The 23,704-nt window shown below is 63.3% G+C and carries 22 protein-coding genes; 12 read left to right on the plus strand and 10 right to left on the minus strand.

All coding sequences use genetic code 11. The annotated features are described in order from the left end of the window. Nucleotides 1-69 precede the first annotated feature (69 nt). Complete coding sequence (locus tag HBO05_RS13875) at nucleotides 70-2,325, minus strand: DNA internalization-related competence protein ComEC/Rec2 (RefSeq protein WP_262381406.1); 2,256 nt, start codon at nucleotides 2,323-2,325, stop codon at nucleotides 70-72. Between the two features lie 136 nt (nucleotides 2,326-2,461). Here HBO05_RS13875 and HBO05_RS13880 point away from each other — a divergent pair, with 136 nt between their 5' ends. The 5 genes from HBO05_RS13880 (at nucleotide 2,462) to HBO05_RS13900 (ending at nucleotide 7,923) form a co-directional block, all read left to right on the plus strand. Beyond that, nucleotides 2,462-2,977 (plus strand): DUF2062 domain-containing protein, encoded by a 516-nt coding sequence (locus tag HBO05_RS13880; RefSeq protein ID WP_169955198.1) that lies wholly within the window; start codon nucleotides 2,462-2,464, stop codon nucleotides 2,975-2,977. A 178-nt stretch (nucleotides 2,978-3,155) separates the two neighbouring features. Then, nucleotides 3,156-5,909 (plus strand): response regulator, encoded by a 2,754-nt coding sequence (locus HBO05_RS13885; protein ID WP_169955197.1) that lies wholly within the window; start codon nucleotides 3,156-3,158, stop codon nucleotides 5,907-5,909. Nucleotides 5,910-6,020: 111 nt separating this feature from the next. Further along, entirely contained in the window at nucleotides 6,021-7,010 is a 990-nt protein-coding gene (locus tag HBO05_RS13890) for a 2-hydroxyacid dehydrogenase (RefSeq protein WP_172312913.1), read from the plus strand. Between the two features lie 71 nt (nucleotides 7,011-7,081). Next, nucleotides 7,082-7,522: a hypothetical protein gene (locus HBO05_RS13895; protein WP_169955195.1), complete on the plus strand. Its 441-nt coding sequence runs from the start codon at nucleotides 7,082-7,084 to the stop codon at nucleotides 7,520-7,522. Beyond that, entirely contained in the window at nucleotides 7,519-7,923 is a 405-nt protein-coding gene (locus HBO05_RS13900; protein ID WP_169955194.1) for an META domain-containing protein, read from the plus strand. The genes HBO05_RS13895 and HBO05_RS13900 overlap by 4 nt, the downstream gene beginning before the upstream one ends. A gap of 40 nt (nucleotides 7,924-7,963) precedes the next feature. Here the strand turns inward: HBO05_RS13900 and HBO05_RS13905 are convergent, their stop codons facing one another. Continuing rightward, the gene (locus HBO05_RS13905) at nucleotides 7,964-8,425 is read right to left on the minus strand and encodes a TlpA disulfide reductase family protein (RefSeq protein WP_057439622.1); all 462 of its coding nucleotides are present in this window, start codon (nucleotides 8,423-8,425) and stop codon (nucleotides 7,964-7,966) included. A 115-nt stretch (nucleotides 8,426-8,540) separates the two neighbouring features. Between HBO05_RS13905 and arsC the strand changes: the two genes are divergently transcribed. Genes arsC through HBO05_RS13920 form a run of 3 tightly spaced genes read left to right on the plus strand, consistent with a single transcriptional unit; the run spans nucleotide 8,541 to nucleotide 9,908 of the window. Further along, nucleotides 8,541-8,894: an arsenate reductase (glutaredoxin) gene (gene arsC, locus HBO05_RS13910; RefSeq protein WP_170043765.1), complete on the plus strand. Its 354-nt coding sequence runs from the start codon at nucleotides 8,541-8,543 to the stop codon at nucleotides 8,892-8,894. Next, nucleotides 8,891-9,505: an NAD(P)H:quinone oxidoreductase gene (wrbA, locus tag HBO05_RS13915; protein WP_169955192.1), complete on the plus strand. Its 615-nt coding sequence runs from the start codon at nucleotides 8,891-8,893 to the stop codon at nucleotides 9,503-9,505. Before arsC ends, wrbA begins: the two co-directional genes overlap by 4 nt. After that, nucleotides 9,489-9,908 (plus strand): DUF2069 domain-containing protein, encoded by a 420-nt coding sequence (locus HBO05_RS13920; RefSeq protein WP_038442506.1) that lies wholly within the window; start codon nucleotides 9,489-9,491, stop codon nucleotides 9,906-9,908. The genes wrbA and HBO05_RS13920 overlap by 17 nt, the downstream gene beginning before the upstream one ends. A gap of 125 nt (nucleotides 9,909-10,033) precedes the next feature. Here the strand turns inward: HBO05_RS13920 and HBO05_RS13925 are convergent, their stop codons facing one another. Both HBO05_RS13925 and ttcA read right to left on the minus strand, forming a co-directional pair. Beyond that, nucleotides 10,034-10,705: a DNA-3-methyladenine glycosylase I gene (locus HBO05_RS13925; protein WP_057960415.1), complete on the minus strand. Its 672-nt coding sequence runs from the start codon at nucleotides 10,703-10,705 to the stop codon at nucleotides 10,034-10,036. Between the two features lie 67 nt (nucleotides 10,706-10,772). Then, nucleotides 10,773-11,597: a tRNA 2-thiocytidine(32) synthetase TtcA gene (gene ttcA / locus HBO05_RS13930; RefSeq protein WP_029299748.1), complete on the minus strand. Its 825-nt coding sequence runs from the start codon at nucleotides 11,595-11,597 to the stop codon at nucleotides 10,773-10,775. A 1,317-nt stretch (nucleotides 11,598-12,914) separates the two neighbouring features. Between ttcA and HBO05_RS13935 the strand changes: the two genes are divergently transcribed. Both HBO05_RS13935 and HBO05_RS13940 read left to right on the plus strand, forming a co-directional pair. After that, a complete protein-coding gene (locus HBO05_RS13935; protein ID WP_057439628.1) occupies nucleotides 12,915-13,517 on the plus strand; it encodes a Yip1 family protein in 603 nt (200 codons plus the stop codon). 129 nt (nucleotides 13,518-13,646) lie between these two features. Then, a complete protein-coding gene (locus HBO05_RS13940; protein ID WP_169955190.1) occupies nucleotides 13,647-14,141 on the plus strand; it encodes a SprT family zinc-dependent metalloprotease in 495 nt (164 codons plus the stop codon). A 115-nt stretch (nucleotides 14,142-14,256) separates the two neighbouring features. Here the strand turns inward: HBO05_RS13940 and HBO05_RS13945 are convergent, their stop codons facing one another. Then, complete coding sequence (locus HBO05_RS13945) at nucleotides 14,257-15,438, minus strand: CaiB/BaiF CoA-transferase family protein (protein WP_170056929.1); 1,182 nt, start codon at nucleotides 15,436-15,438, stop codon at nucleotides 14,257-14,259. Between the two features lie 151 nt (nucleotides 15,439-15,589). Continuing rightward, nucleotides 15,590-16,921, minus strand: coding sequence for a dicarboxylate/amino acid:cation symporter (locus HBO05_RS13950; protein WP_169955188.1), 1,332 nt, complete (start codon nucleotides 16,919-16,921; stop codon nucleotides 15,590-15,592). A gap of 334 nt (nucleotides 16,922-17,255) precedes the next feature. Here HBO05_RS13950 and HBO05_RS13955 point away from each other — a divergent pair, with 334 nt between their 5' ends. Continuing rightward, nucleotides 17,256-18,254, plus strand: a complete 999-nt coding sequence (locus HBO05_RS13955) for an AraC family transcriptional regulator (RefSeq protein WP_170043767.1) — start codon at nucleotides 17,256-17,258, stop codon at nucleotides 18,252-18,254. A 105-nt stretch (nucleotides 18,255-18,359) separates the two neighbouring features. On the opposite strand, the gene HBO05_RS13960 is transcribed toward HBO05_RS13955, so the two are convergent. After that, on the minus strand, nucleotides 18,360-19,706 hold the full coding sequence (locus HBO05_RS13960; protein ID WP_169955186.1) for an ATP-binding protein: 1,347 nt from the start codon (nucleotides 19,704-19,706) through the stop codon (nucleotides 18,360-18,362). Next, entirely contained in the window at nucleotides 19,703-20,380 is a 678-nt protein-coding gene (locus tag HBO05_RS13965) for a response regulator transcription factor (protein WP_169955185.1), read from the minus strand. The genes HBO05_RS13960 and HBO05_RS13965 overlap by 4 nt, the downstream gene beginning before the upstream one ends. 148 nt (nucleotides 20,381-20,528) lie before the next feature. On the opposite strand from HBO05_RS13965, the gene HBO05_RS13970 reads away from it, so the two are divergent. Further along, nucleotides 20,529-21,245, plus strand: coding sequence for a 4'-phosphopantetheinyl transferase superfamily protein (locus tag HBO05_RS13970; RefSeq protein ID WP_172312915.1), 717 nt, complete (start codon nucleotides 20,529-20,531; stop codon nucleotides 21,243-21,245). Nucleotides 21,246-21,328: 83 nt separating this feature from the next. Here the strand turns inward: HBO05_RS13970 and HBO05_RS13975 are convergent, their stop codons facing one another. Further along, entirely contained in the window at nucleotides 21,329-22,939 is a 1,611-nt protein-coding gene (locus HBO05_RS13975) for an ATP-binding protein (RefSeq protein ID WP_172312917.1), read from the minus strand. Continuing rightward, the gene (locus tag HBO05_RS13980) at nucleotides 22,936-23,661 is read right to left on the minus strand and encodes a response regulator (protein ID WP_169955182.1); all 726 of its coding nucleotides are present in this window, start codon (nucleotides 23,659-23,661) and stop codon (nucleotides 22,936-22,938) included. Before HBO05_RS13980 ends, HBO05_RS13975 begins: the two co-directional genes overlap by 4 nt. Nucleotides 23,662-23,704: the final 43 nt, after the last annotated feature.

The following is a 23,704-nucleotide window of genomic DNA, read 5'->3' on the forward strand; positions in this document are numbered from 1 at the left end:
TGTCCCCTCGAAAAAGTGCGCCACTTTAGCATACAGGCTGGCGAGGAAGGACCTGCCTGCCGACAGCCATCATGTCGCAGGTACCGGCCTTTGGTAACTGTCAGTGACAGGCGCACGCCAGAAACGACGCTGGCTGCGTGCCATGATCGGCGCCTCGAAAGCCCCCAGGCGCAGGCGCACGGCGCCCCGCTCGGCGCTGTCATAAATGGTGCTGTGAAAATGCTGGTAGCGTGCCAGCACTTGCGGGTGCGGATGGCCAAAGCTATTGCCGCGCCCCCGGGAGATCAGCACCGCCTTGGGGGCCAATTGCTGGACAAACGGCCATGACGAAGAACTGCGGCTGCCATGATGGGGCACTTGCAACCAATCCGTGGCGACCGCCAAGGGTGTGGCCAACAAGGCGCGCTCGGCCTCGCGGTCGATATCGCCGGTCAGCAGCAACCGTTCGCCATTGGCCTGGACCTGCAGCACGCACGACTTCGCATTGCCATTGCTGGCATCCGCCCATTGCCACAGCTCAAACGCCACGCCGTCCCACTCCCATTGCTCACCGCTGACACAGGCCTGGGTATCGAGAAATGCCGGCAGGCCCTGGGTTTCCCCGCCCACCACGCGCTTGACCGGCAACCCGCGCGCGATCGCCGCAGCGCCACCGGCATGATCGGCGTCGGCATGGCTGAGCAGCATCAAGTCCACCTGGCCAACCCCCAGCTTGCGCAGAGCCGGCAGAACCACGCGCTCACCGAGATCGAAATCCCCCACCCGTGGCCCGGCGTCATACAACAGCACGTGGTTGCGGGTGCGCAACACGATCGACAAGCCCTGGCCGACATCCAGTTGCTCCACCGCCACCTGGCCCAACGGGATCGACTCACGGGGCGGGAACACCGCCAGCAGCAACAAAGGCCACCCCAGCAGGCGAAAGGGAATGCCCTTGGGCATCGATAACAGCACGGCGCCCAGCACACTGAGCAACCAGTAGCCCACGGGCACCTCGGCCGGCAGCCACGCCGGTATGTGCCCGGCCAGCAAGGTCAGGGCGCTGAACAGCCAATCCAGCGCGCCACCCGCCAACCACAGCAGGCCACTGCCCAGCCACGGCACTGCCAGCAACAACGTGCCCGCCAGCGCCAACGGCAGCACCAGCAGGCTGATCCACGGCACGGCAAACAGATTGGCCAGCGGCGCACTCAAGCTGATCGGCAAGCCGAGTATCAATAGCAGCGGAAACAGCCCGATAGCGATCAGCCACTGGGCACGGCTCCAGGCCTGCCACGCACGCCAGGGCCCCAGACGGCCGCTGAAGGCCAGCAGCAACACGGCCACGGCGGCAAATGACAACCAGAAACCCGGTTGCAGGCTGGCCAGGGGTTCAAGGATCAATACTGCATTGAGTGCCAGCAGCAGGGGCCACCAGATCCCCAGATGGCGAAACCGCAGGCGCCACAGCAACACCAGCCCCACCATCACACAGGCCCGCTGCACCGGCACGGCAAAACCGGCGAGCACGCCATAGGCCAGCGCCGCGGCGAATGCCAGGCCACAGGCCCAGGGTAACCAGGGCAAGCGCCTGGGCCAGCAACCGTAACGGGCCAGGCCGGCCACCAGCGCATAGATCAGCCCCGACAACAGGCCGATATGTTGGCCAGAGATGACCAACAGATGCACGGTGCCGGTGTCCTGCAAGATGCGCCAGTCCTCGGCGGCCAAACCGGAGCCGTCGCCCAGTACCAAGGCGGCCAGTCCGGCTGCGCGTCCCTGGGCATCCACCGCCAATAACTGCTGGCGGATCCCATCGCGCCAGGCATGTCGGGCAGGCGCCAGGCGCTGGCCATCCTTGACCGACCCGGTCGCCCCCACACGCTGGGCCAATAGCCAGGCCTCCTGGTCGAAACCATGGAAATTCAGCAGGCCGGACGGGCGTTTGAGAGTGACAGCCAAACGCCAGCGCTCCCCGCTGCGCACTGGCGGGCCGCCCTGCCAACTCAGCCGGATGCGCTGGGGCAGCCGGTCCTGGCGTGACCGGCTGTCGCTCAGCTCGAAGCGCACCAGCCCATTGGCCTGCTGCGGTAGCCCACTGACGCGCCCTTCCAGCCAACGGGTCTGGCCGTCCAGGGCGGGCACGAGCCGCTCGTCCAGTGCTCGTTGCGCGCTGAAACAAGCCCACGCCAGGCCCAACAGGAAAAGCGCCAGCGGATAAGTACGAAACGGCAGCAGCATCAACGCCACCACCAACATGACCAGCAACCAACCGACCGGCGGCAAGGCAGGCAGCAGGCGCAACGCCAGCAGCCCCAACGCCAGCGCAAACATCCCTGTGCGCATGGATCATTCCTTTAAAGTGACCCATCGAGTGTTAGCCGAGTGGTTCAAGGCGAACTATGATTTTTTGTCACAAAGTCTGAATTTCCCGTTCGTAGAATACGGGCATACTTGCCCCTCGAACTGACCTGGACCCCTTATGCCACGGCGCTTATTCAAACGGTACATGCCCGATCCGACCAGCATTCGGGAACACAAGTCCTTACGCTTTCTCGGCACGCTGCTCCATGACCCCAACCTGTGGCACCTCAATCGGCACTCGGTTGCCCGGGCCATGGCTGTCGGTCTGTTTGCCGCATTCATTCCCATTCCCTTGCAGATGCTGTTGGCCGCCGTCCTCGCCATCTCCGTGCGCGGCAATATGCCCATCGCCGTGAGCCTGGTATGGCTGACCAACCCGATTACCATGCCCGTGGTGTTTTTCTGCACCTATATGACCGGCACCTGGCTGATGAACATCCCGCCGCGCACCCTGCCCGATGAACTGACGTGGGAATGGATCAGCGGGCAACTGTCGACCATGTGGCAGCCGTTCCTGCTGGGCTCGGTGGTGATGGGCCTGGTATTGGGCGCGCTGGCGTACTGCCTGACCATGGTGTACTGGCGGTGGTGGGTGGGTCATCAGTGGAAAAAACGCCAGCAGCGTAATCGGTAGTCGCCGAGGGGCCTTGCTGGCGCCAGCGCCGCGATGCAGCAACCCGACAAGCCAGCGCCTTGCCCCCTCAAGCATCTTTTGCAAGATTCCAAGCCCCTCATATGGCTACACTGCGCAGGTGGCGCAGGCCGGATGCCTGCGTAGAATCTCGACATCAGTGTGGTAGCAGGAGAGTGGCGTGCTAAGAAGAATGGGGATAAAAGGCCGCGTACTGTTGCTGACCTTGTTGCCTACCAGCCTGATGGCATTGCTTTTGGGCGGTTATTTCACCTGGATGCAGCTCTCGGACCTGCAAACCCAATTGCTCAATCGCGGCGAGATGATCGCCGAACAGCTGGCGCCGCTGGTGGCACCGGCATTGGGCAACAAGAACACCGATCTGCTGGAACGCATCGCCACCCAGTCCCTGGAACAAGTCGATGTACGGGCCGTGTCCTTCCTGGCGCCCGACCGCACGCCCCTGGCCCATGCCGGCCCGACCATGCTCAACCAACCGCCCATCGGCAACAGCTCGCACCTGTTGCAACGCACCGGTAATGACGCCACCCGCTACCTGCTGCCCGTGTTCGGCCGTCATCGCAACCTCGCTGGCGAGCTGATCCCCGACGAAGCCGATCGCCTGCTGGGCTGGGTCGAGCTGGAACTGTCCCATAACGGCATGCTGCTGCGCGGCTATCGCAGCCTGTTCGCCAGCCTGATGTTGATCGCCATCGGCCTGATCTGCACCGCCGCCCTGGCCTTGCGCATCAGCCGCACGATCAACTCGCCCATCGGCCAGATCAAACAAGCGGTGGCGCAGCTCAAGGATGGCAACCTGGAAACCCGCTTGCCGCCCCTGGGCAGCCAGGAGCTGGATCAGTTGGCGTCCGGCATCAACCGCATGGCCGAAACCCTGCAAAATGCCCAGGAAGAACTGCAACACAGCATCGACCAGGCCACCGAAGACGTGCGCCAGAACCTGGAAACCATCGAGATCCAGAACATCGAGCTGGACCTGGCCCGCAAGGAAGCCCTGGAGGCCAGCCGCATCAAGTCGGAGTTCCTGGCCAACATGAGCCATGAAATCCGCACGCCGCTCAATGGCATCCTCGGTTTCACCCATCTGTTGCAGAAAAGCGAGCTGTCGCCCCGCCAGCTGGATTACCTGGGCACCATCGAAAAGTCCGCCGACAACCTGCTGGGCATCATCAACGAAATTCTCGACTTCTCGAAAATCGAAGCCGGCAAGCTGGTGCTCGACAATATCCCGTTCAATCTGCGCGACCTGCTGCAAGACACCCTGACCATCCTCGCCCCGGCCGCCCACGCCAAACAGCTGGAGCTGGTGAGCCTGGTCTACCGCGATACGCCGCTATCGCTGGTGGGCGACCCGCTGCGTCTCAAGCAGATCCTCACCAACCTGGTCAGCAACGCCATCAAGTTCACCCGCGAAGGCACCATCGTCGCCCGCGCCATGCTCGAAGACGAACAGGAAGACAGCGTGCAATTGCGCATCAGCGTGCAGGACACCGGCATCGGCCTGTCGAACCAGGATGTGCGCGCCCTGTTCCAGGCCTTCAGCCAGGCCGATAACTCGCTGTCGCGCCAGCCCGGTGGCACTGGGTTGGGCCTGGTGATCTCCAAGCGCCTGATCGAGCAGATGGGCGGTGAAATTGGCGTCGACAGCACGCCGGGCCAGGGTTCGGAGTTCTGGATCAGCCTTAACCTGCCCAAGACCCGCGACGATATCGAAGACCTGCCCGCCCCGCCGCTGCTGGGCCGGCGCGTGGCGGTGCTGGAGAATCACGAACTGGCGCGCCAGGCCCTGCAACACCAACTGGAAGACTGCGGCCTGGAGGTCACGCCGTTCAACAGCCTGGAGAACCTGACCAACGGCATTACCAGCGCACACCAGACCGAACAGGCGATCGACCTGGCCGTACTGGGCATCACCGCCAACGACATTCCGCCGGAGCGCCTCAACCAACACCTGTGGGACCTCGAACACCTGGGCTGCAAAGTGCTGGTGTTGTGCCCGACCACCGAGCAGATGCTCTTCAACCTGTCGGTGCCCAACCCCAATAGTCAGTTGCAGGCCAAGCCGGCCTGCACCCGCAAATTGCGCCGGGCGCTGTCCGACCTGATCAGCCCGCGGCCGTTGCGCAGCGAACCGGGCGAGCCGCTGTCCAGCCGCGCGCCACGGGTACTGTGTGTCGACGACAACCCGGCCAACCTGTTGCTGGTACAAACCCTGCTCGAAGACATGGGCGCCAAGGTGCAGGCCGTGGAAAGCGGCTATACCGCCATCGAGGCGGTGAAAAAAGAAGCCTTCGACCTGGTGCTGATGGACGTGCAGATGCCCGGTATGGACGGGCGCCAGAGTACCGAGGCGATTCGCCAGTGGGAAAGCGAGCGCCACGGCACGCCGCTGCCTATCGTCGCGCTGACGGCCCACGCCATGGCCAATGAAAAGCGCGCCCTGCTGCAAAGCGGCATGGATGACTACCTGACCAAACCCATCAGCGAACGGCAACTGGCCCAGGTGGTGCTCAAATGGACCGGCCTGGCCCTGCGCAACCAGGGCCCGGAACGCGCCGTCGAAGGCCACGGCCCCGCCGCGCAACTGCCGGTACTCGACCATGAGGAAGGCCTGCGCCTGGCGGCCGGCAAGGCTGACTTGGCCGCCGATATGCTGGCCATGCTGCTGGCGTCCCTGGAGGCCGACCGTGAGGCGGTCTGCGTTGCCCGCGAAGCCAACGACAATAACGCGCTGATCGAACGGGTACACCGCCTGCACGGCGCCACCCGCTACTGCGGCGTGCCGCAATTGCGTGCAGCCTGCCAACGCGCCGAAACCCTGCTCAAGCAGGATGACGCCAAAGCCATGGCCGCCCTCGATGAGCTGGACCTGGCCATTGCCCGCCTGGCCAGCGAAGCGCGGGTCAACGCCTGATGCAGAGCAACACGCCCAACGCCAATCATGGGCAACATCTCCTGTAGGCGCCGCTACGCCGGTGCCTACAGGATTTGTGTCACCACACGCTATTTTGCAGGGAGCCTTTTGATGCGCATCATCCTCTTCAGCAGCCAGACCTACGACCGCGACAGTTTCCTTGCCCAACCCTTGCCCGCAGGCATGGAGCTGCAATTCCAACCGGCGCGCCTGAACCTCGACACCGTGGCCCTGGCCGACAAGCACGAAGTGGTCTGTGCGTTTATCAACGACGACCTCAGCGCCCCGGTGCTCGAACACCTGGCCGCCGGCGGCACGCAACTGATCGCCCTGCGCTCGGCCGGCTACAACCATGTAGACCTGGCCGCCGCCAAGCGCCTGGGCCTGACCATCGTGCGCGTGCCGGCGTACTCGCCCCACGCGGTGGCCGAACATGCCGTGGCCCTGGTACTGGCCCTCAACCGCCGCCTGCACCGCGCCTACAACCGCACCCGCGACGGCGACTTCAGCCTGCACGGCCTGACCGGCTTCGACCTGGTGGGCAAGACCGTGGGCGTGGTGGGCACCGGGCAGATCGGTGCGACCTTTGCCAAGATCATGGCTGGCTTTGGCTGCACCTTGCTGGCGTACGACCCCTATCCCAATCCGCAGGTCGAAGCCCTTGGCGCGTGCTATGTCAGCCTGCCCCAACTGCTGGCCGAGGCGCAGATCATCAGCCTGCACTGCCCGCTGACCGCCGACAGCAAGCACCTGATCAATGCGCAATCCCTGGCCCATATGCAGCCGGGGGCGATGTTGATCAATACCGGGCGCGGTGGCCTGGTGGATACCCCGGCGCTGATCGAAGCTCTCAAGGACGGGCAATTGGGCTACCTGGGCCTGGATGTGTACGAAGAAGAAGCCCAGCTGTTTTTTGAGGACCGCTCGGACCTGCCCTTGCAGGACGATGTACTGGCGCGCCTGCTGACTTTCCCCAACGTGATCATCACCGCGCACCAGGCATTCCTCACGCGCGAGGCGCTGGCGGCGATTGCCGGGACCACCCTGGCCAATATCCAGGCCTGGGCCAACGGCCAGCCACAAAACCTGGTGCACGGATGATCAACGGTCACATACCGCACGCATGGTAAACAGACGAGCGTGATAGGATGCCGCGCCTATTTGGAGGATCCATGGCCGAACACGATTTCCGCTTCAGTTTGCTGAGCCCACAACACACCCTGATCGAATGCCGCGCCCTGGTGCCGGGTCGTTACCAAGTCACCGGCAATGGTGGCTCGATCAAGCATGGCGATGTGCTGATCGTCACCTTGCGCGGCAGCAAGACCCTGTCGATGCGCCTGACCGTCGAAGGCGATGCGCGCTACTCCATCCGCCCGGCCGGGCAATGGGTGGCCATGGCGCAGGGGCCGAAGTTCGGCGAACTGGAGATTCACACCTGGAAGGTCAATTGCGACAGCTGCGACGCCGTGCTGGAGTTTGAGTTCTCGGTAGAAACCAAACTGACCAAGGAACCGCTGCAACCGGCCGCCACTGCGCGCATTGCCGAGTTGGGCTGGGCCACCGTCGGCGACAAGCACCGTTGCCCGAAATGCCAGCAGGCCGCGCCATGAAGAGCCTGCTGATGGTCGCAGCGCTGGGCGCAGGCCTTGCCGGCTGCGCCAGCGATGAGGTCAAGCTCAAGCAGGATCACAGCTACATCGTCGAATGGATCGGCGAACGGCCCCTGATGGACTACGCCCACCTGACCGTGACCCTCGGAGCCGATGGGCGGGCCTATGGCAATGGCGGCTGCAACCACTGGTTCGCACCGTACAGCCTGGACGGTGACAAACTCAGCTTTGGCAAGATCGGCAGCACCCGCAAGCTGTGTGCCGAAGCCCTGATGGAGCAGGAGCAGCGCTTCTTCAAGGCCCTGCAAACCGTGCAACGCTGGGACATCTCGCCCATCGAGCAGACCCGCTTCTGGCCTGCCGAAGGCAAGCCACTGCGCTTGTGGCTGGAAGAAGGCTGACCACCCAGCAGGAGCCGGCTTGCCGGCTCCTGCAAGGGGTTTAGCCGCGCAGTTCCTTGAGTTTGGCCAATACGCCCGCCGCCGTCTGCTCGCCCAACATCTGTGCCCGCACCTTGCCCTTGTCATCAATGATGTAGGTCACCGGCAACGCTTCGCTGCGCGGGATATCAAAAATCGCCTCGGGGTTCTGCGCCAGTACGGTGAACTTGATGCCCAGCTTCTCGCTGGCGCTCTTGAGCTCTTCACCCTGCACATTGTCGAAGTTGACGCCGAACACGCTGACCGGCTGGCCCTTGAGTTGCTCGGCCAGGGCGTTGAGTTCGGGGATCTCGATGCGGCACGGGCCACACCATTCGGCCCAGTAATTGATCACCAACCATTGTTTGTCGACGCGCTCGGACGCGACTTTCTGGCCGTATTGGTCAACGCCATAATCATTGCCGCAGCCGCTGAGCAGGAGTGTGGTGATAACTGCCAGTGCGCCTATCAGTCGCCGTGTCATGGGGTAATCCTTAGCAAAAATGAACGTGGGCTGCGGCCGATCGCCTCTTACGGTTTAAGGACACGCCGCAGCGCGGGTAGAATACCCGCCACCTTACGCAAGATGCGACCCGCACATGACCGATCTGACGCTTTATCACAACCCGCGCTGCTCGAAATCCCGCGGTGCGCTCGAACTGCTGCAAGCCCGTGGCCTCACGCCCAACGCGGTGCGTTACCTGGAAACACCGCTGGACGCCGCGCAGCTTGAAGCCCTGCTCGGCAAGCTGGGGATCGGCGCCCGGCAATTGCTGCGCACCGGCGAAGACGAATACAAGACCCTCAACCTGGCCGACGCCAGCCTCAGCGAGGCGCAGTTGATTGCCGCCATCGCCGCCCATCCCAAATTGATGGAACGGCCGATCCTGGCCACCGCCGACAAGGCCGTGATTGGCCGTCCGCCGGAAAACATCCTGGAGCTTCTGCCGTGAGCGCGCCCTACATCCTGGTGCTGTATTACAGCCGCAACGGCTCGGTCAGCGAAATGGCCCGGCAAATTGCCCGGGGCATCGAGCAAGGCGGCCTGGAAGCGCGCCTGCGCACTGTGCCGGCGATTTCCAGCGAATGCGAGGCCGTCGCCCCGAGCATCCCCGCCGAAGGCGCACTCTACGCCAGCCTCGACGACCTGAAGAACTGCGCGGGCCTGGCCCTGGGCAGCCCGACGCGTTTTGGCAACATGGCCGCGCCGCTGAAGTACTTTCTCGACGGCACCAGTAACCTGTGGCTGACCGGCGCCCTCGTCGGCAAGCCAGCCGGGGTCTTCACCTCGACCGCCAGCCTGCACGGCGGCCAGGAAACCACCTTGATGTCCATGCTGCTGCCGTTGCTGCACCACGGCATGCTGATCACCGGCCTGCCCTACAGCGAACAGGCCTTGCTCGACACCCAGGGCGGCGGCACGCCCTACGGCGCCAGCCACCATTCCGGCGCTGACGGCAAACGCGCCCTGGACCCCCATGAAATCGCGTTGTGCCGCGCCCTGGGCCTACGCCTGGCGAAAACTGCGGCGAAACTGGAGAGTGGCCGTGGCCAAGAAGCCTAAAGTCCTGCCGGCCCAGGCCTGGCTGGAACCCCGGGTCAAAGTGGCACGGGCCTTGAGCCTGCTGGCGTTCCTGGGCCTGGTGGGGTTGCTCTGCGTGTACTACCTGCTGGTCGCCGACCTGCATGGCGCGCGGCCCTGGGTGATCTTGCTGATCGAACTGGTGCCGTTGCTGATCCTCGCGCCGGGCATGCTCATGGGCAGTGCGCGCGGGCATTCGTGGATGTGCTTTGTGGTGAATCTGTATTTCATCAAGGGCGCCCTGGCGGCCTATGACCCGAACCGCCAGTGGTTTGGCGTGCTGGAGATGCTGGCGAGCCTGGCGGTGTTCTGCACGGCGCTGCTGTATGTGCGCTGGCGGTTCCAGCTGAATCGGCGGTTGGCGGGGGAAGGTCAGCCAGCCTGAGGGGTATGTGGGGCCAGCCAGGCCCCCATCGCAGGCAAGCCAGCTCCCACAGGGGAATGCATTCCAAATGTGGGAGCTACGGTGGTGCGACGATTCGACTTGCCTGCGATGGCAGCACCGCGGTCTCAATGGTTGACGGTAAACGCCAGCATCATCGACAACTGGCACATCGGCCGCCCGCTCTCGGCGTGCCATTGGTTGAACGCCGCCTGCACCGTCGCCAGGTCCCGCAGGCTGGTGGGGGCCTTGTCGACAATCTCCTGCGCATTCAGCGCCGCGACCACGTCGTAGCTCGGCACAAACGTGTCCTTGCCCACCATGCGCAAAAAGCGCGGCGCCGACAGCCCGCCCAACTGGTGGCCGTGCTTGCTCAGGTATTTCCACAGGCCGACGATATCGGTCACCGGCCAGTCGGCGATCAACGCCGCGAAGCTGCCCTTCTCCTGCTCGACATCGAGGATCATCTGCGCATTGCGCGGCACGCTCTTGAGCTTGCCCAGGTGGCGGATGATCCGCGTGTCCTGCATCAGCCGCTCAAGGTGCTCGGCGCCCATCAACACGACCTTCTCGGGATCGAAGCCGAAGAACACTTGCTCGAACGCCGGCCACTTGGCGTCCACCACACTGTGCTTGAGCCCGGCGCGAAACACCCGCAGCGACAGGGTCGACAGGTAGCGGTCATCGCTGATCTGGCGCAATTGCGCCGGCGTCTTGGGCACAGGCAGGTGGGCTTCGAGCTCGGCCGCCGAACCAAAGCGGTTCAGACAGTATTCGTGCAGCCATTTGTAATCGCGCATGCCCTCTCCTACGGGTTGAAATGAAAACGGCGCCTATGAGCGCCGTCTGTCAGAGCCTGGAAAAGACTCAGAGGTTCACAATGTTGACGAAGCGCGAAGCGGCGGTCTCGTCGATGCGCAGGCTGGTGAAGTCGAACAGGTTGCGGTCGGCCAGTTGCGACGGGATCACGTTCTGCAAGCTGCGGAAGATGCTTTCGGTGCGCCCCGGCGTCTTGCGCTCCCACTCCTGGAGCATGTCCTTGACCACCTGGCGCTGCAGGTTCTCCTGGGAGCCACAGAGGTTGCAGGGGATGATCGGGAATTGCTTGAAGTCGGAGTAGGCCTGGATGTCCTTCTCGTTGCAATACGCCAGCGGGCGGATCACCACGTTGCGGCCGTCGTCGGCGCGCAGCTTGGGCGGCATGGCCTTGAGGGAGCCGTTGAAGAACATGTTGAGAAAGAACGTCTCGACGATGTCGTCGCGGTGATGACCCAGGGCCATCTTGGTTGCGCCAATTTCATCGGCAAAGGTGTACAGGGTGCCACGGCGCAGGCGCGAGCACAGCGAGCAGGTGGTCTTGCCTTCCGGGATCAGTTCCTTGACCACCGAATAGGTGTCTTTCTCGACGATGTGGTACTCGATGCCCAGGGTCTTGAGGTAGGCCGGCAGCACGTCCTCGGGGAACCCGGGCTGCTTCTGGTCCATGTTGACGGCAACGATGTCGAACTTGATCGGCGCGACCTTCTGCAGGTGCATCAGCACGTCCAGCATGGTGTAGCTGTCCTTGCCGCCGGACAGGCAGACCATGACCTTGTCGCCCTCCTCGATCATGTTGAAGTCAGCGACAGCCTCACCGGCCAGGCGCCGCAGGCGTTTTTGCAGTTTGTTCTGATTGACGGTAAGGGTGCCCATGGCGCTTGGATCCGCGAAAAAGGTGTGTGACGAAAAGCCGGGCATTTTAGCGGTATGGAGCACCGAGTTCCAATGTGGGACGGGCTTGCTCCCGATAGCGGCAGTCCAGCCACTGTTTCTGGTAACTGACCCACCGCCATCGCAGGCAAGCCAGCTCCTACACTTGATCTGTGGTGGGGCCAAAATTCTCTGCCTCAGTGAGATCCCCTGTGGGAGCGGGCTTGCCCGCGATAGCGGCAGTCCAGCCACTGTTTCTGGCAACTCACCCACCGCCATCGCAGGCAAGCCAGCTCCTACACTTGATCTGTGGTGGGGCCAAAATTCTCTGCCCCAGTGAGATCCCCTGTGGGAGCGGGCTTGCCCGCGATAGCGGCAGTCTAGCCACTGTTTCTGGTAACTGACCCGCCGCCATCGCAGGCAAGCCAGCTCCTACACTTGATCTGTGGTGGAGCCAAAATTCTCTGCCCCAGTGAGATCCCCTGTGGGAGCGGGCTTGCCCGCGATAGCGGCAGTCCAGCCACTGTTTCTGGTAACTGACCCGCCGCCATCGCAGGCAAGCCAGCTCCTACACTTGATCTGTGGTGGAGCCAAAATTCTCTGCCCCAGTGAGATCCCCTGTGGGAGCGGGCTTGCCCGCGATAGCGGCAGTCCAGCCACTGTTTCTGGCAACTGACCCACCGCCATCGCAGGCAAGCCAGCTCCTACACTTGATCTGTGGTGGGGCCAAAATTCTCTGCCCCAGTGAGATCCCCTGTGGGAGCGGGCTTGCCTGCGATAGCGGCAGTCTAGCCACTGTTTCTGGTAACTGACCCGCCGCCATCGCAGGCAAGCCAGCTCCTACACTTGATCTGTGGTGGGGCCAAAATTCTCTGCCCCAGTGAGATCCCCTGTGGGAGCGGGCTTGCCCGCGATAGCGGCAGTCCAGCCACTGTTTCTGGTAACTGACCCACCGCCATCGCAGGCAAGCCAGCTCCTACACTTGATCTGTGGTGGGGCCAAAATTCTCTGCCCCAGTGAGATCCCCTGTGGGAGCGGGCTTGCCCGCGATAGCGGCAGTCCAGCCACTGTCTCTGGCAACTGGCCCACCGCCATCACAGGCAAGCCAGCTCCCACAGGAGGCTGTATTCCACGTCACAGACCCAGGCGCGATTAAGCCCAGTGTTTACAGCGCAATTTGCTCTAAAGCCCCACACTTTTTCCGGTCATCACTTCCTATACTGCGACATAAGGTCGCACATGTATCCAGACCTTTCAGGCCACTTGGCCGGCGGGCGCTCCGCTTGGGGGGCGATGGTAATAACGACAGGAGTGACTGGCATGATCCATCACGTCGTGGGGCTTTTCACCCATCCCGACCAGGAATGGCGGGAAATTCGTGGCGATAAAGAAGAAAGCATCGGCCACATGTACCTCACTCACACGCTGATTCTTGCGGCGATCCCCGCCGTATCAGCCTTTATCGGCACCACCCAGGTCGGCTGGGTCATCGGCAATCGCTCCCCGGTCATGCTGACCCAGGAAAGTGCATTGTGGATGACTATCATGTCGTACCTGGCGATGCTCGGCGGCGTTGCGGTGATGGGCGCCTTCATTCACTGGATGGCGCGCACCTACGACGCCAATCCGAGCATGGCGCGCTGCGTCGCGTTCGCCACCTATACCGCGACGCCACTGTTTATCGGCGGGCTGGCGGCGCTGTATCCGCATATGTGGCTGGGCATGGTCGTGGGCACGGCCGCCATCTGCTACACGGTGTACCTGCTGTATGTAGGATTGCCGACCTTCATGAGCATCGACCCGGACGAAGGCTTCCTGTTTTCCAGCTCGGTACTGGCCGTAGGCCTGGTGGTACTGGTGGCGATCATGGCGTTTACCGTGATTGTCTGGGGCCTGGGCGTGGGGCCGATCTACACCAACTAGCCGTCTTACCAGCGCAGGAACAGCCACCGCAAGGTGGCTTTGTGCGTTATGCATGACCATTCGGCGCCTGACAGATTCGGAAACACCCGTGGATGCGGCATACTGGGCGTCTCTGGAGATATGTACAGCATGCCCGAGCAACTCAATACCCGCGTCGAAGATTGTTTCCTACAAGCCGAATCCTTTTTCAAACGAAGTTTCAAACGCCCCCAGGTCAGCCTCAAGCTGCGTGGGCAGAAAGCCGGTGTCGCGCATTTGCACGAGAACCTGCTGCGCTTCAACCCCCAGTTGTACCGAGAAAACAGCCAACACTTCCTCAAACAGACGGTGGCCCACGAAGTGGCGCACTTGATCGCCCACCAGTTGTTTGGCGAGCGCATCCAGCCCCATGGCGAGGAATGGCAACTGATCATGCGCGGGGTCTACGAACTGCCGCCTGATCGCTGCCATACCTATGAGATTCAGCGCCGGCGGGTGACCCGCTATATCTACCGGTGCCCGTGTGCCGACAGTGACTTCCCGTTCTCGGCCCAGCGCCATGGGCTGGTGAACCAGGGCCGGCGGTATTTGTGCCGGCGCTGTCGGGAGACGTTGGTGTTTACTGGGGAGACGCGGGTGGAGTGAGGTTTTTGGGGGCCTGTTTGGGCCCCTTCGCGGGCAAGCCCGCTCCCACATTTTGATTTGTGAATACATTCAGAATGTGGGAGCGGGCTTGCCCGCGATGGGGCCCGAACAGCCACTACCCCACCACCCTGGCACCCCGCAGCTCGGCTATCCGCTGAGTACTGAAACCCAACTCCCCCAGCACCTCATCACTGTGCGCCCCCACCGCAGCGCCAATATGCCTCGGCTGCGGCACGCCCTCGGAAAACTTCAGCGGGCACGCCATCTGCGCCTGGAACGAGCCATCCCCGCGGGGCACTTGGCTCACCAGCTCGCGGGCCTGCAACTGCGGATGCTGCAGGGCTTCGCCCAGACTGAGCACCGGCTCGACGCAAGCATCGACCCCGGCAAACAACGCACACAGCTCCTCGAAGCTGTGCCGCTCAAACTCCACTTGCAGCGCCTGCTTGAGGGCCTTTTGCTGTTCGGGCTTGGGCGACAAGCCCTGGGCCGCCAGCTCCGGGCGCCCCAGCGCAGTACACAATTGCTGCATAAACCCCGGTTCCAGGCTACCCACCGACAGCCAGCGCCCGTCCCGCGAGCGGTAGTAATCGTAGAAGCTGCCGCCATTGAGTATCTGGTCTTCGCGCCCAGGCTCCACGCCACAGGCTAGGTAGGCCGCGCCGGCCATGGCGTTGAGGCTGAAGGCGCAGTCGGTCATGCTCACGTCCAGGTACTGGCCCAGCCCGCTGTGCTGGCGCGCAATCACTGCCGCCAGCAGGCCGACCACGGCATGCAACGAGCCGCCGCCCACATCCGCCAATTGCACGCCCAGGGGCACTGGGCCGCTGTCCTGGCGCCCGGTGTAGCTGGCGACGCCAGACAGGGCCAGGTAGTTGATGTCATGGCCGGCGCGGTCCTTGTAGGGGCCTGTCTGGCCATAGCCGGTGATGGACACATAGATCAGCTTCGGGTTGAGCGCCTTCAACGCCTCATACCCCAAGCCCAGACGCTCCATGACTCCGGGGCGAAATTGCTCCAGCACAATGTCGTACTCCGCCACCAATTGCCGCACGATCTCCAGCGCCTCGGGCTGCTTGAGGTCCAGGGCCAGGCTGCGCTTGTTGCGGTTGAGGTAGGCATGACTGGCCGACACGCCACGGTCGTGGGGCGGCAACACCCGCAGCAGGTCCATGCGCGTGGGGGATTCGATGCGCAGCACCTCGGCGCCCATGTCCGCCAACAGCAGCGAGGCAAAAGGCCCCGGCAGCAAGGTCGAGAAATCCAGCACTTTAAGGGACGCCAAGGGGCCTGACATGGGAGCTCCGATTCCAGTTCGATGGGGCACAGAGTAGTCAGCCTTGGGCAACAGCGGCAATTACCGTAAGCATCATCGACAGTGACCGTTGTGCTCGTGCGCCCATAAAAAAACCCATCCGAAGATGGGTTTTTCAGGACTGCGCCAGCGTTTACTTGATCGCTGGTGCCGGGCCTTCGGCCACGCCCAGGTCATCCAGTTCGCGGGTTTCGGAGATACCGGTACCGCCGGAATCCAGCTCGCTTTGCAGCTTGTCGGTGTCCAGTTCCTTGACCCACTTGGCGACGACGATGGTCGCCACGGCGTTACCGACCAGGTTGGTCAGGGCACGGGCCTCGGACATGAAGCGGTCGATACCGAGGATCAGCGCCAGGCCGGCAACCGGCAGGTGGCCAACCGCCGACAGGGTTGCGGCCAGGACGATAAAGCCACTACCGGTCACGCCCGCAGCGCCTTTGGAGGACAGCAACAGCACCAGCAGCAGGGTGATCTGGTGGGTGATGTCCATGTGGGTGTCAGTCGCCTGGGCGATGAACACGGCAGCCATGGTCAGGTAGATCGAAGTACCGTCGAGGTTGAAGGAGTAGCCCGTCGGGATCACCAGGCCTACAACCGACTTCTTGGCACCCAGGCGTTCCATCTTGATCAGCATGCGCGGCAGTGCGGATTCGGAGGAGGAAGTACCGAGGACGATCAGCAGCTCTTCACGGATGTAGCGCACCAGCTTCAGGACGCTGAAGCCGTGGGCGCGGCAGATGCCACCCAGGACCACCAGCACGAACAGCACGCAGGTGATGTAGAAGCAGATCATCAACTGGCCCAGTTGCACCAGCGAGCCGACACCGTAGGCACCGATGGTGAACGCCATGGCGCCCAGGGCACCGATTGGCGCAAGCTTCATGATCATGTTGATGATGTTGAACATCACGTGGGCGAAGCGATCGATGAAGTCCAGCACCGGCTTGCCGTAGGCACCCAGGCGGTGCAGGGCGAAACCGAAGATCACCGAGAACATCAGCACTTGCAGGATATCGCCGTTGGCGAAGGCGCCGACGATGGTGTTGGGGATCACGTTGAGGATAAAGCCGACGATGCTCTGGTCTTTACCGGCAGTGACGTAGGCCGCGACTTTCGAAGCGTCCAGGGTCGCAACGTCGATGTGCATGCCAGCGCCTGGCTGCACCACGTTGACCACGACCAGGCCGATCAGCAGGGCGATGGTGGAGACGATTTCGAAGTACAGCAGCGCGTAGCCGCCGGTCTTGCCCACCGACTTCATGTTCTGCATGCCGGCGATGCCGCTAACCACGGTACAGAAGATGATCGGGGCGATGACCATTTTGATCAGCTTGATAAAGCCGTCACCCAATGGCTTGAGGGCCACACCGGTTTGCGGGTAGAAGTGACCGAGCAGGATACCGATAACGATGGCAACGATTACCTGGAAATACAGGGTTTTGTAGAACGGCTGACGAGTCGTCATTGCAAAGTTTCCTCAAGAGTCCCGTGGGGCAAATATCCGCCATTGCCCACGACACTTGAATTGCGAACCCTCCTGCACTGGAGGGATTTGTTTTGGCGAGCTGCTGGCTGGCAGATCTGTAATCCTTATCGCAAACGGCGTGCCACTTTCCTCAAAAGCCCTGGAGCCCGCAAACCATGGGGGCTGATAGCTATCAGCGGTGGTTTTGCAGATGGCGACAGGTGGCGGATATCCGCCCAGCGATCCGATCTCGTCCTACAATTTGGCGGATATCCGCCTTGTCCACCCACAGCACGATGGCTACCATCGGCCACTCAATGGACGAGGCCCCTGCATGCGCGAACGCACCATCGCCAGTCATTACGCCCGCGCCGCCCTGGGCGGCGCGCGCCGGGCCGGCTACGACTGCTCGACGCTGTTGCAGCAACTGGGGATTACCCCGGAACTGCTGGCAGAACCCCGCGCGCGCATCGCGCCGGAGCAGTTCACGCAACTGTTGCAACGGTTGTGGCTGGCCCTGGATGACGAATACCTGGGCTTCGCCGATGGGCCGAGCAAGCGCGGCACCTTTGCCATGATGTGCCACGCACTGATTCACTGCCGCACCCTGGAGAAGGCCCTGGAGCGTGGGCTGCTGTTCTACAGCCTGTTCCCCCAGGGGCCACGCTGGCGCCTGAGCCGTGAAGGCGATATGGCGCGCCTGAGCCTGGATGACTCGCAACTGTGGGACCCGGATCATTTCTTGAGCGAAAGCCTGCTGGTGATCTGGCATCGCCTCGGCAGTTGGCTGATTGGCCAGCGTATCCGCCTGGAGCAGGCAACCTTCAGCTACCCAATGCCGGCCCATGCCAGCGAATACGACCTGCTGTTCCCCTGCCCTCTGGTGTTCAGCGCGTCCAGCAGCAGCCTGCTGTTCCACTGCCGCTACCTGAACCTGCCTCTGCTACAGGATGAGCGCACCCTCAAGCTCTTCCTCGAACGCTCACCCGCCGACCTGCTGTCCCGGCCAGACGAAGGCGACAGCCTGCGCAGCCAGTTACGCCGCCTGCTGAGCCGCGACCGCACGCCCTGGCCAGACCTGGAGGCCGTGGCGCAGCACCTGCACATCAGCCCCCAGACCCTGCGCCGGCATTTGCGTGACGAAGGCACCAGCTTCCAGGCACTCAAGGACGAATTGCGCCGCGATATTGCGATTTTTCATCTGGGGCGGGCGGATCTGTCGTTGCAGGAGATTGCCGAGCAGTTGGGGTTTTCCGAGCCGTCGGCGTTTCATCGGGCGTTCAAGAAGTGGACGGGGGTGACGCCGGGGGCTTATCGGGCGCAGGAGAGTTGAGGTCGGGCCCCATCGCAGGCAAGCCAGCTCCCACATTTTGATGTGTAAACACAATTAAATGTGGGAGCTGGCTTGCCTGCGATGCGCCCGGCGAATCAACAAAGATCACAGCGCCGGGAAATGAATCCTGAATGCCGCGCCTCCTAAAGGCGAATCCCCCAGGGTCAACCGCGCGCCGTAGCTTTCAATAATATCCTTGACCACCGCCAACCCGATCCCCTGCCCCGGATGCTGGCGATCCAGGCGCTCGCCGCGCTGCAGGATCCGCGCACGCTGGTCGGGGGGCACGCCGGGGCCGTCGTCTTCGATGCACAAGCGCACGCCATCGGCACCTTCATCCAGGGTCACGCGCACTTCGCTCAGGCACAGGCGGTAGGCGTTTTCCAGCAGGTTGCCGAGCAATTCCAGCAAGGCGCCCTGCTCGATGGGCACGTCGCATTGCTCCGGCAACGCGAAAGACACCCGCACGCGTTTGTCGCGGTAGACCTTGTCCAGGGTCTCGCACAGGCTTTGCAGCACCGGCCGCAAGCGCACCTGGTGGCGCACCAGGCCGCTTTTGCGCAGGCTGGCGCGCTGCAACTGGTAGCTGATCTGCTGGCTCATGCGCTCGATCTGCGACTGCAGGACCCGCGCCTGCTCAAGGTCCTGGGGGCGCTGGGCCATGTCTTCACTCACGCCCTGCAACACCGCCAGCGGGGTTTTCAGGCTGTGGGCCAGGTCGTCCAGGGAGTCACGGTAACGGGTGCGCTGCTCGCGCTCGCTGTGCAGCAAGCGGTTGAGGGAGCCGGTCAGGCGCAGCAGCTCCCGTGGGTGTTGCTCACTGAGGCTTTCGCGGGTGCCGCCTTCGATTTCATCCAACTCCTGACTCAGCCGGCGCAAGGCCTGCAAGCCCCAGGTCAGGCCGATCCACAGCAGGCTCAACAGCACCAGCAAGGCGGCGCCGAAGCCCAGGTAGAGGTTTTCCCGCAGGCCTTCCAGGGTCACCTGGTATTCGCGCACCGGTTGCAGGGCGACGATACTGAACGCCGCGCTCTTGCCCCCCAGTAGCTTGACCTCGACGTCATACACGAAGAATTCCTGGCCGTTGGCCTCGCGAATCTTCGCAAACTCATTGCCGCGCCCGTCGTAGCGCGGGCGGTAGTTGATGTTTTCTTCGCGGGTCGCCCGCGAACGCCAGACCAGGTGGCCTTCGCGGTCATAGATGTAGCCCAGCAGGCGGCTGTCGGTCAGGTTGAAGCGCTCGTCCGGCAACTGCGCCGGCATCAGCAAGCGGTTGTTATCAACCCGCGCGGCAGAGATCAGTGTGGTCACATCCGACGCCAGGCGTTGCTCGATGGAATCCTGCAACGCCAGGCTGAACGCGCCCTGCATCGCCGGCAACAGCGCCAGCATGAACAACACGGCCAGGGTGGTGGCCGCCAGCATCAGGCGCACACGGAGCGAACGGATCAACGGCAGCGCTCGTTAAACAGGTAGCCCAGGCCGCGCACGGTATCGATGGGCTTGAACCCGGCCGGGCCTTCGAGCTTGCGACGCAGGCGGCCGACCAGCACCTCGATCACGTTCGGGTCGCGCTCGTCGTCATCGGGATAGAGTTGTTCCATCAACCGGTCCTTGGCCACCACTTGCTGGTGATGACGCATCAGGTATTCGAGGATCCGGTACTCATAGGCCGTCAGCGCCAGGGGCTGTTCGTCGAGGGACGCCTGCTTGCGGTTGAGGTCCAGCAGCAGCGGGCCGGCGACGATGGTCGATTGGGTAAAACCACTGGAGCGGCGCAGCAGTGCGTTCATCCGTGCCTCCAGTTCCTCGAACTGGAAGGGCTTGACCACATAGTCGTCGGCCCCGGCGGCCAAGCCTTCGACCTTGTCCTGCCAGTTGCCACGCGCGGTCAGGATCAGGATCGGGAAGGTCTTGGCCTGGGCCCGCAGTTGGCGGATCAGGTCCAGGCCGCCCATGCCGGGCAGGCCCAGGTCGATGATCGCCAGGTCGTGATTGAATTGCCCGGTCTGGTACAGCGCCTCTTCGGCGTTGGCCACGGCTTCGACCACGTGGCCGCTGTCGCCAAGACGGGTCAACAGGTGATGGCGCAACAACGCCTCATCTTCGACAACCAGCAATTTCATAACGCTCTCCAAGGCCAATCCACTGTCCCGCAGGGAAACATCATAGCGGCCCTGAAGGTATGCTTGTGCAGTTTACGGCCGTTGAACTGAACACAGTCTGAACCGGCGGGCTACCCAGGTGTGTGCCGCCCCGTGCAGAATAGCCGCCATGAACCTGATACCCGCCTGCTGCACCCCACTTGATGATCATTGGCCGCTGCCCGTCGCCTTGCCCGGCACGGTGTTCCTGAGCACCCGTTTCGAACCCAAACTGCTCGAGGCCGGTGACTTCCAGCGCTGCGCCGTGCCGCCACCGGCCAGTATCCAGCGTTCGGTGGCCAAGCGGCAGGCGGAGTTTCTGGCCGGACGGCTGTGCGCCCGCAGTGCCTTGCAACGGCTCGAAGGCCTGGACTGCATCCCCGCCATCGGTGAGGACCGCGCGCCGGTCTGGCCCGCTCATATCAGCGGCTCGATCACCCATAGCACGGGGCATGCAGCGGCTATCGTCGGGCACAAGGCGCAATGGCGCGGGCTGGGCATGGACCTGGAAAACCTGCTGCCCCTGGAACGGGCCAAGCGCCTGGCCGGGGAAATCCTGACCGCCGATGAGATGCAACGCATGGCCGCCGGGCCACGGGAGCAGATTGCGCAGTGCGTGACCCTGACGTTTTCGGCCAAGGAGAGCCTGTTCAAGGCGCTCTACCCGATTGTGCACAAGCGCTTCTATTTTGAGCATGCCGAGGTGCTGGAGTGGTCTGAGACAGGCTCGCTGCGCCTGCGGTTGCTGACGGAGTTGTCCAGTGAGTGGTGTTATGGCAAGGAGTTGGAGGCGCAGTTTGTGGTGCATGAGGGGCAGTTGTTGAGTGTGGTGGCTATCGGCGCCTGATAGATAGCTATCGCGGGCAAGCCCGCTCCCACATTTGACGGTGTTCACCCATCAAAATGTGGGGCTTGCCTGGGATGTCGGTCTCAAGGTTTGTCCTGATCCCGAGGCCAACTCAGGCTGAAACACGCGCCACCCAGGTTGTTGCTCTTGCTGATCAACGCCCGCCCACCGTGCCAGTAGATAATCCGCCGCACAATCGACAAGCCCAGGCCATGCCCGCCCGAGGCCCGGGTGCGGCTGTCATCCAGGCGCAGGAAGGGGGTAAAGATCCGTTCCCAGGCACTTTCCGGAACCCCCGGGCCATCGTCTTCGACATCGATACGGCAACGCACCTGGCCCACCTGGTAGCTGATCAGCACCCGCGACTGGGCATGGCGCATGGCATTGCTCACCAGGTTTTGCAGGGCGCGGTGCAGATAGCGCGGCTCGGCATCGACCCAGGCCGCGTCCAGGTGCGCCGATGACAGGCACACCCCCCGCGCCACGTCGATCCCCGGCCGCAGGGGCGCCAACTCGCCGATCACCTGGTCGAGCAAGGCACTCAGGTCGACCCGCTGGAAACTCAAGGCCGGCGACCCCTGCTCCAGGCGGGCATAGGTCAGCATCTCGTCCACCAGGCCGTCGAGGTCCTGGATATCGCTGTCCATGCCTTCCATATATTTACGCCGGGCTTCGGGGGTGGCGGCTTCGCCGATCATCTCCAGGCCAAAACGCAGGCGCGCCACCGGCGTGCGCAGTTCGTGGGACACCGCGCGCACCAGTTCGCGCTGGATCGCCAGCAGGCGCTGCAAGTGCTCGGCCATGCCGTTGAAGGCCGATGCCAGGCGCCCTACCGAGTCGGCACCGCGCGCCGGCACCCGGGCTTCCAGGTTGCCTTTGGCGATGCGCGTGGCGGCCGCTTCCAGCCCGCGCAGGCGGCGTTCCAGCTGGCGCACCAGCAAATACACGATCAGGCCGATCAGGGTCAGGCCGATCAAGGCGATCAGCACCAGCCATTGCGCCGGGTAAGGGTTCATCTGGTACAGCGGACCGATTTCCAGGACCCACGGGGTGCCGACCATGCCGGCAAACACGCGGATCGAGTCGCCGCCCTTGCCCAGGGCCATCACCGTGTCGCCTTCAGCCACGCGCCGCCGCTGGTCCTCGTCCATGTCGGCCTCGTTCGGTTTCAGCAGGTGCATTTCAAAGCCGAAACCCTTGGCCTCCTTCAGGTCTGCCAACCGTTGCGGCTGCTCGGCCACCGAAAACCGCACGAGTTCGTCGGCCAGCAAATAAATGGTGGCCCGGGCCAGTTGCTCGCTGATCTGCTGCACTTCGCCGGTGAGCAGCAGTTGCTCTTTTTCACTGACCAGGCGCAACACCCGGGCCGCATGGGGCCCGGTCTGCTCCACCAGGACCTGGCCCCGCTGCAGGCGATTGCGCTGGCTCAGGTCCAGGCGGGCATCCGCCACCGCCTGCAATTGCAAGGGAATCCCCAACAAACGCTCCCACACTGCCAGGGCGCGCTGGCGCTCGATGCTGCTCATGGGTTGCAGGTTGTCGCCCATCAGGGCAAACGTGCCGTGGGCCAGGCGCTCGCGGTACTGGCCGCTGCGCACCTCATTGAGCAGATGCAGGGCCAGGACGCCGAGCAGGGCCACCAGGATCAGCGCCGCACACATGCCGCCATAGATGCGCAGGAAGATCGAGTTCACGACAGCATATCGGCGCAAGCTTCGGGGACGAACAGGTAGCCTTTGCTGCGAATGGTCTTGATCAGCCGCGGGTGGATCGGGTCGTCGCCGATTTTCGGGCGGATCCGCGAGATGCGTACGTCAATGGAGCGGTCCTGGCCGTCGTAGCCGATCCCGCGCAGGGCGGTGAAGATCTCTTCCCGGGACAGGATGCGCCCGGCATTGGCCACCAATAGCCACAACAGGTCGAATTCGGCGCTGGTCAGCTCGATACCGCCGTCGTGCAGCCAGGCTTCGCGCAAGGCGTTGTCCACCACCAACGGGCCGAATTGCAGGCGCCGCTGTTTCTCCGCGGCGGCGGGCTCGGCGCTTTCGCTGCGCCGCAGCAAGGCCTGGATCCGCGCCAGCAGCAGGCGCGGGCGCACGGGTTTGCATACATAGTCATCGGCGCCCATGTCCAGGCCCAGGACCTGGTCCATGTCGTCGGTACGCGCGGTGAGCATCAGGATCACCCCGTCGTAGCGCTCGCGCACCTTGCGGCAGATGCTCAGGCCGTCTTCGCCGGGCAGCATCAGGTCGAGGATCACCAGGTCCGGCTGCTCGGCAATGATCCGCGCCACCGCCAGGGCGCCGTTGCCCTCTATGGCGACCCGCAGGCCGTTGCTTTCCAGGTAGTCACGGGTCAACTCAGCCAGACGCTGGTCATCCTCGACAATCAGTACCTGCCAGGCTTCTTGCTCCACGGGTGGTCCTCGTTTTTATAAGGGATTTGTCCGGACTGCGCAG

It is taken from the genome of Pseudomonas sp. WS 5079, assembly GCF_012985465.1.
Lineage (GTDB): Bacteria > Pseudomonadota > Gammaproteobacteria > Pseudomonadales > Pseudomonadaceae > Aquipseudomonas.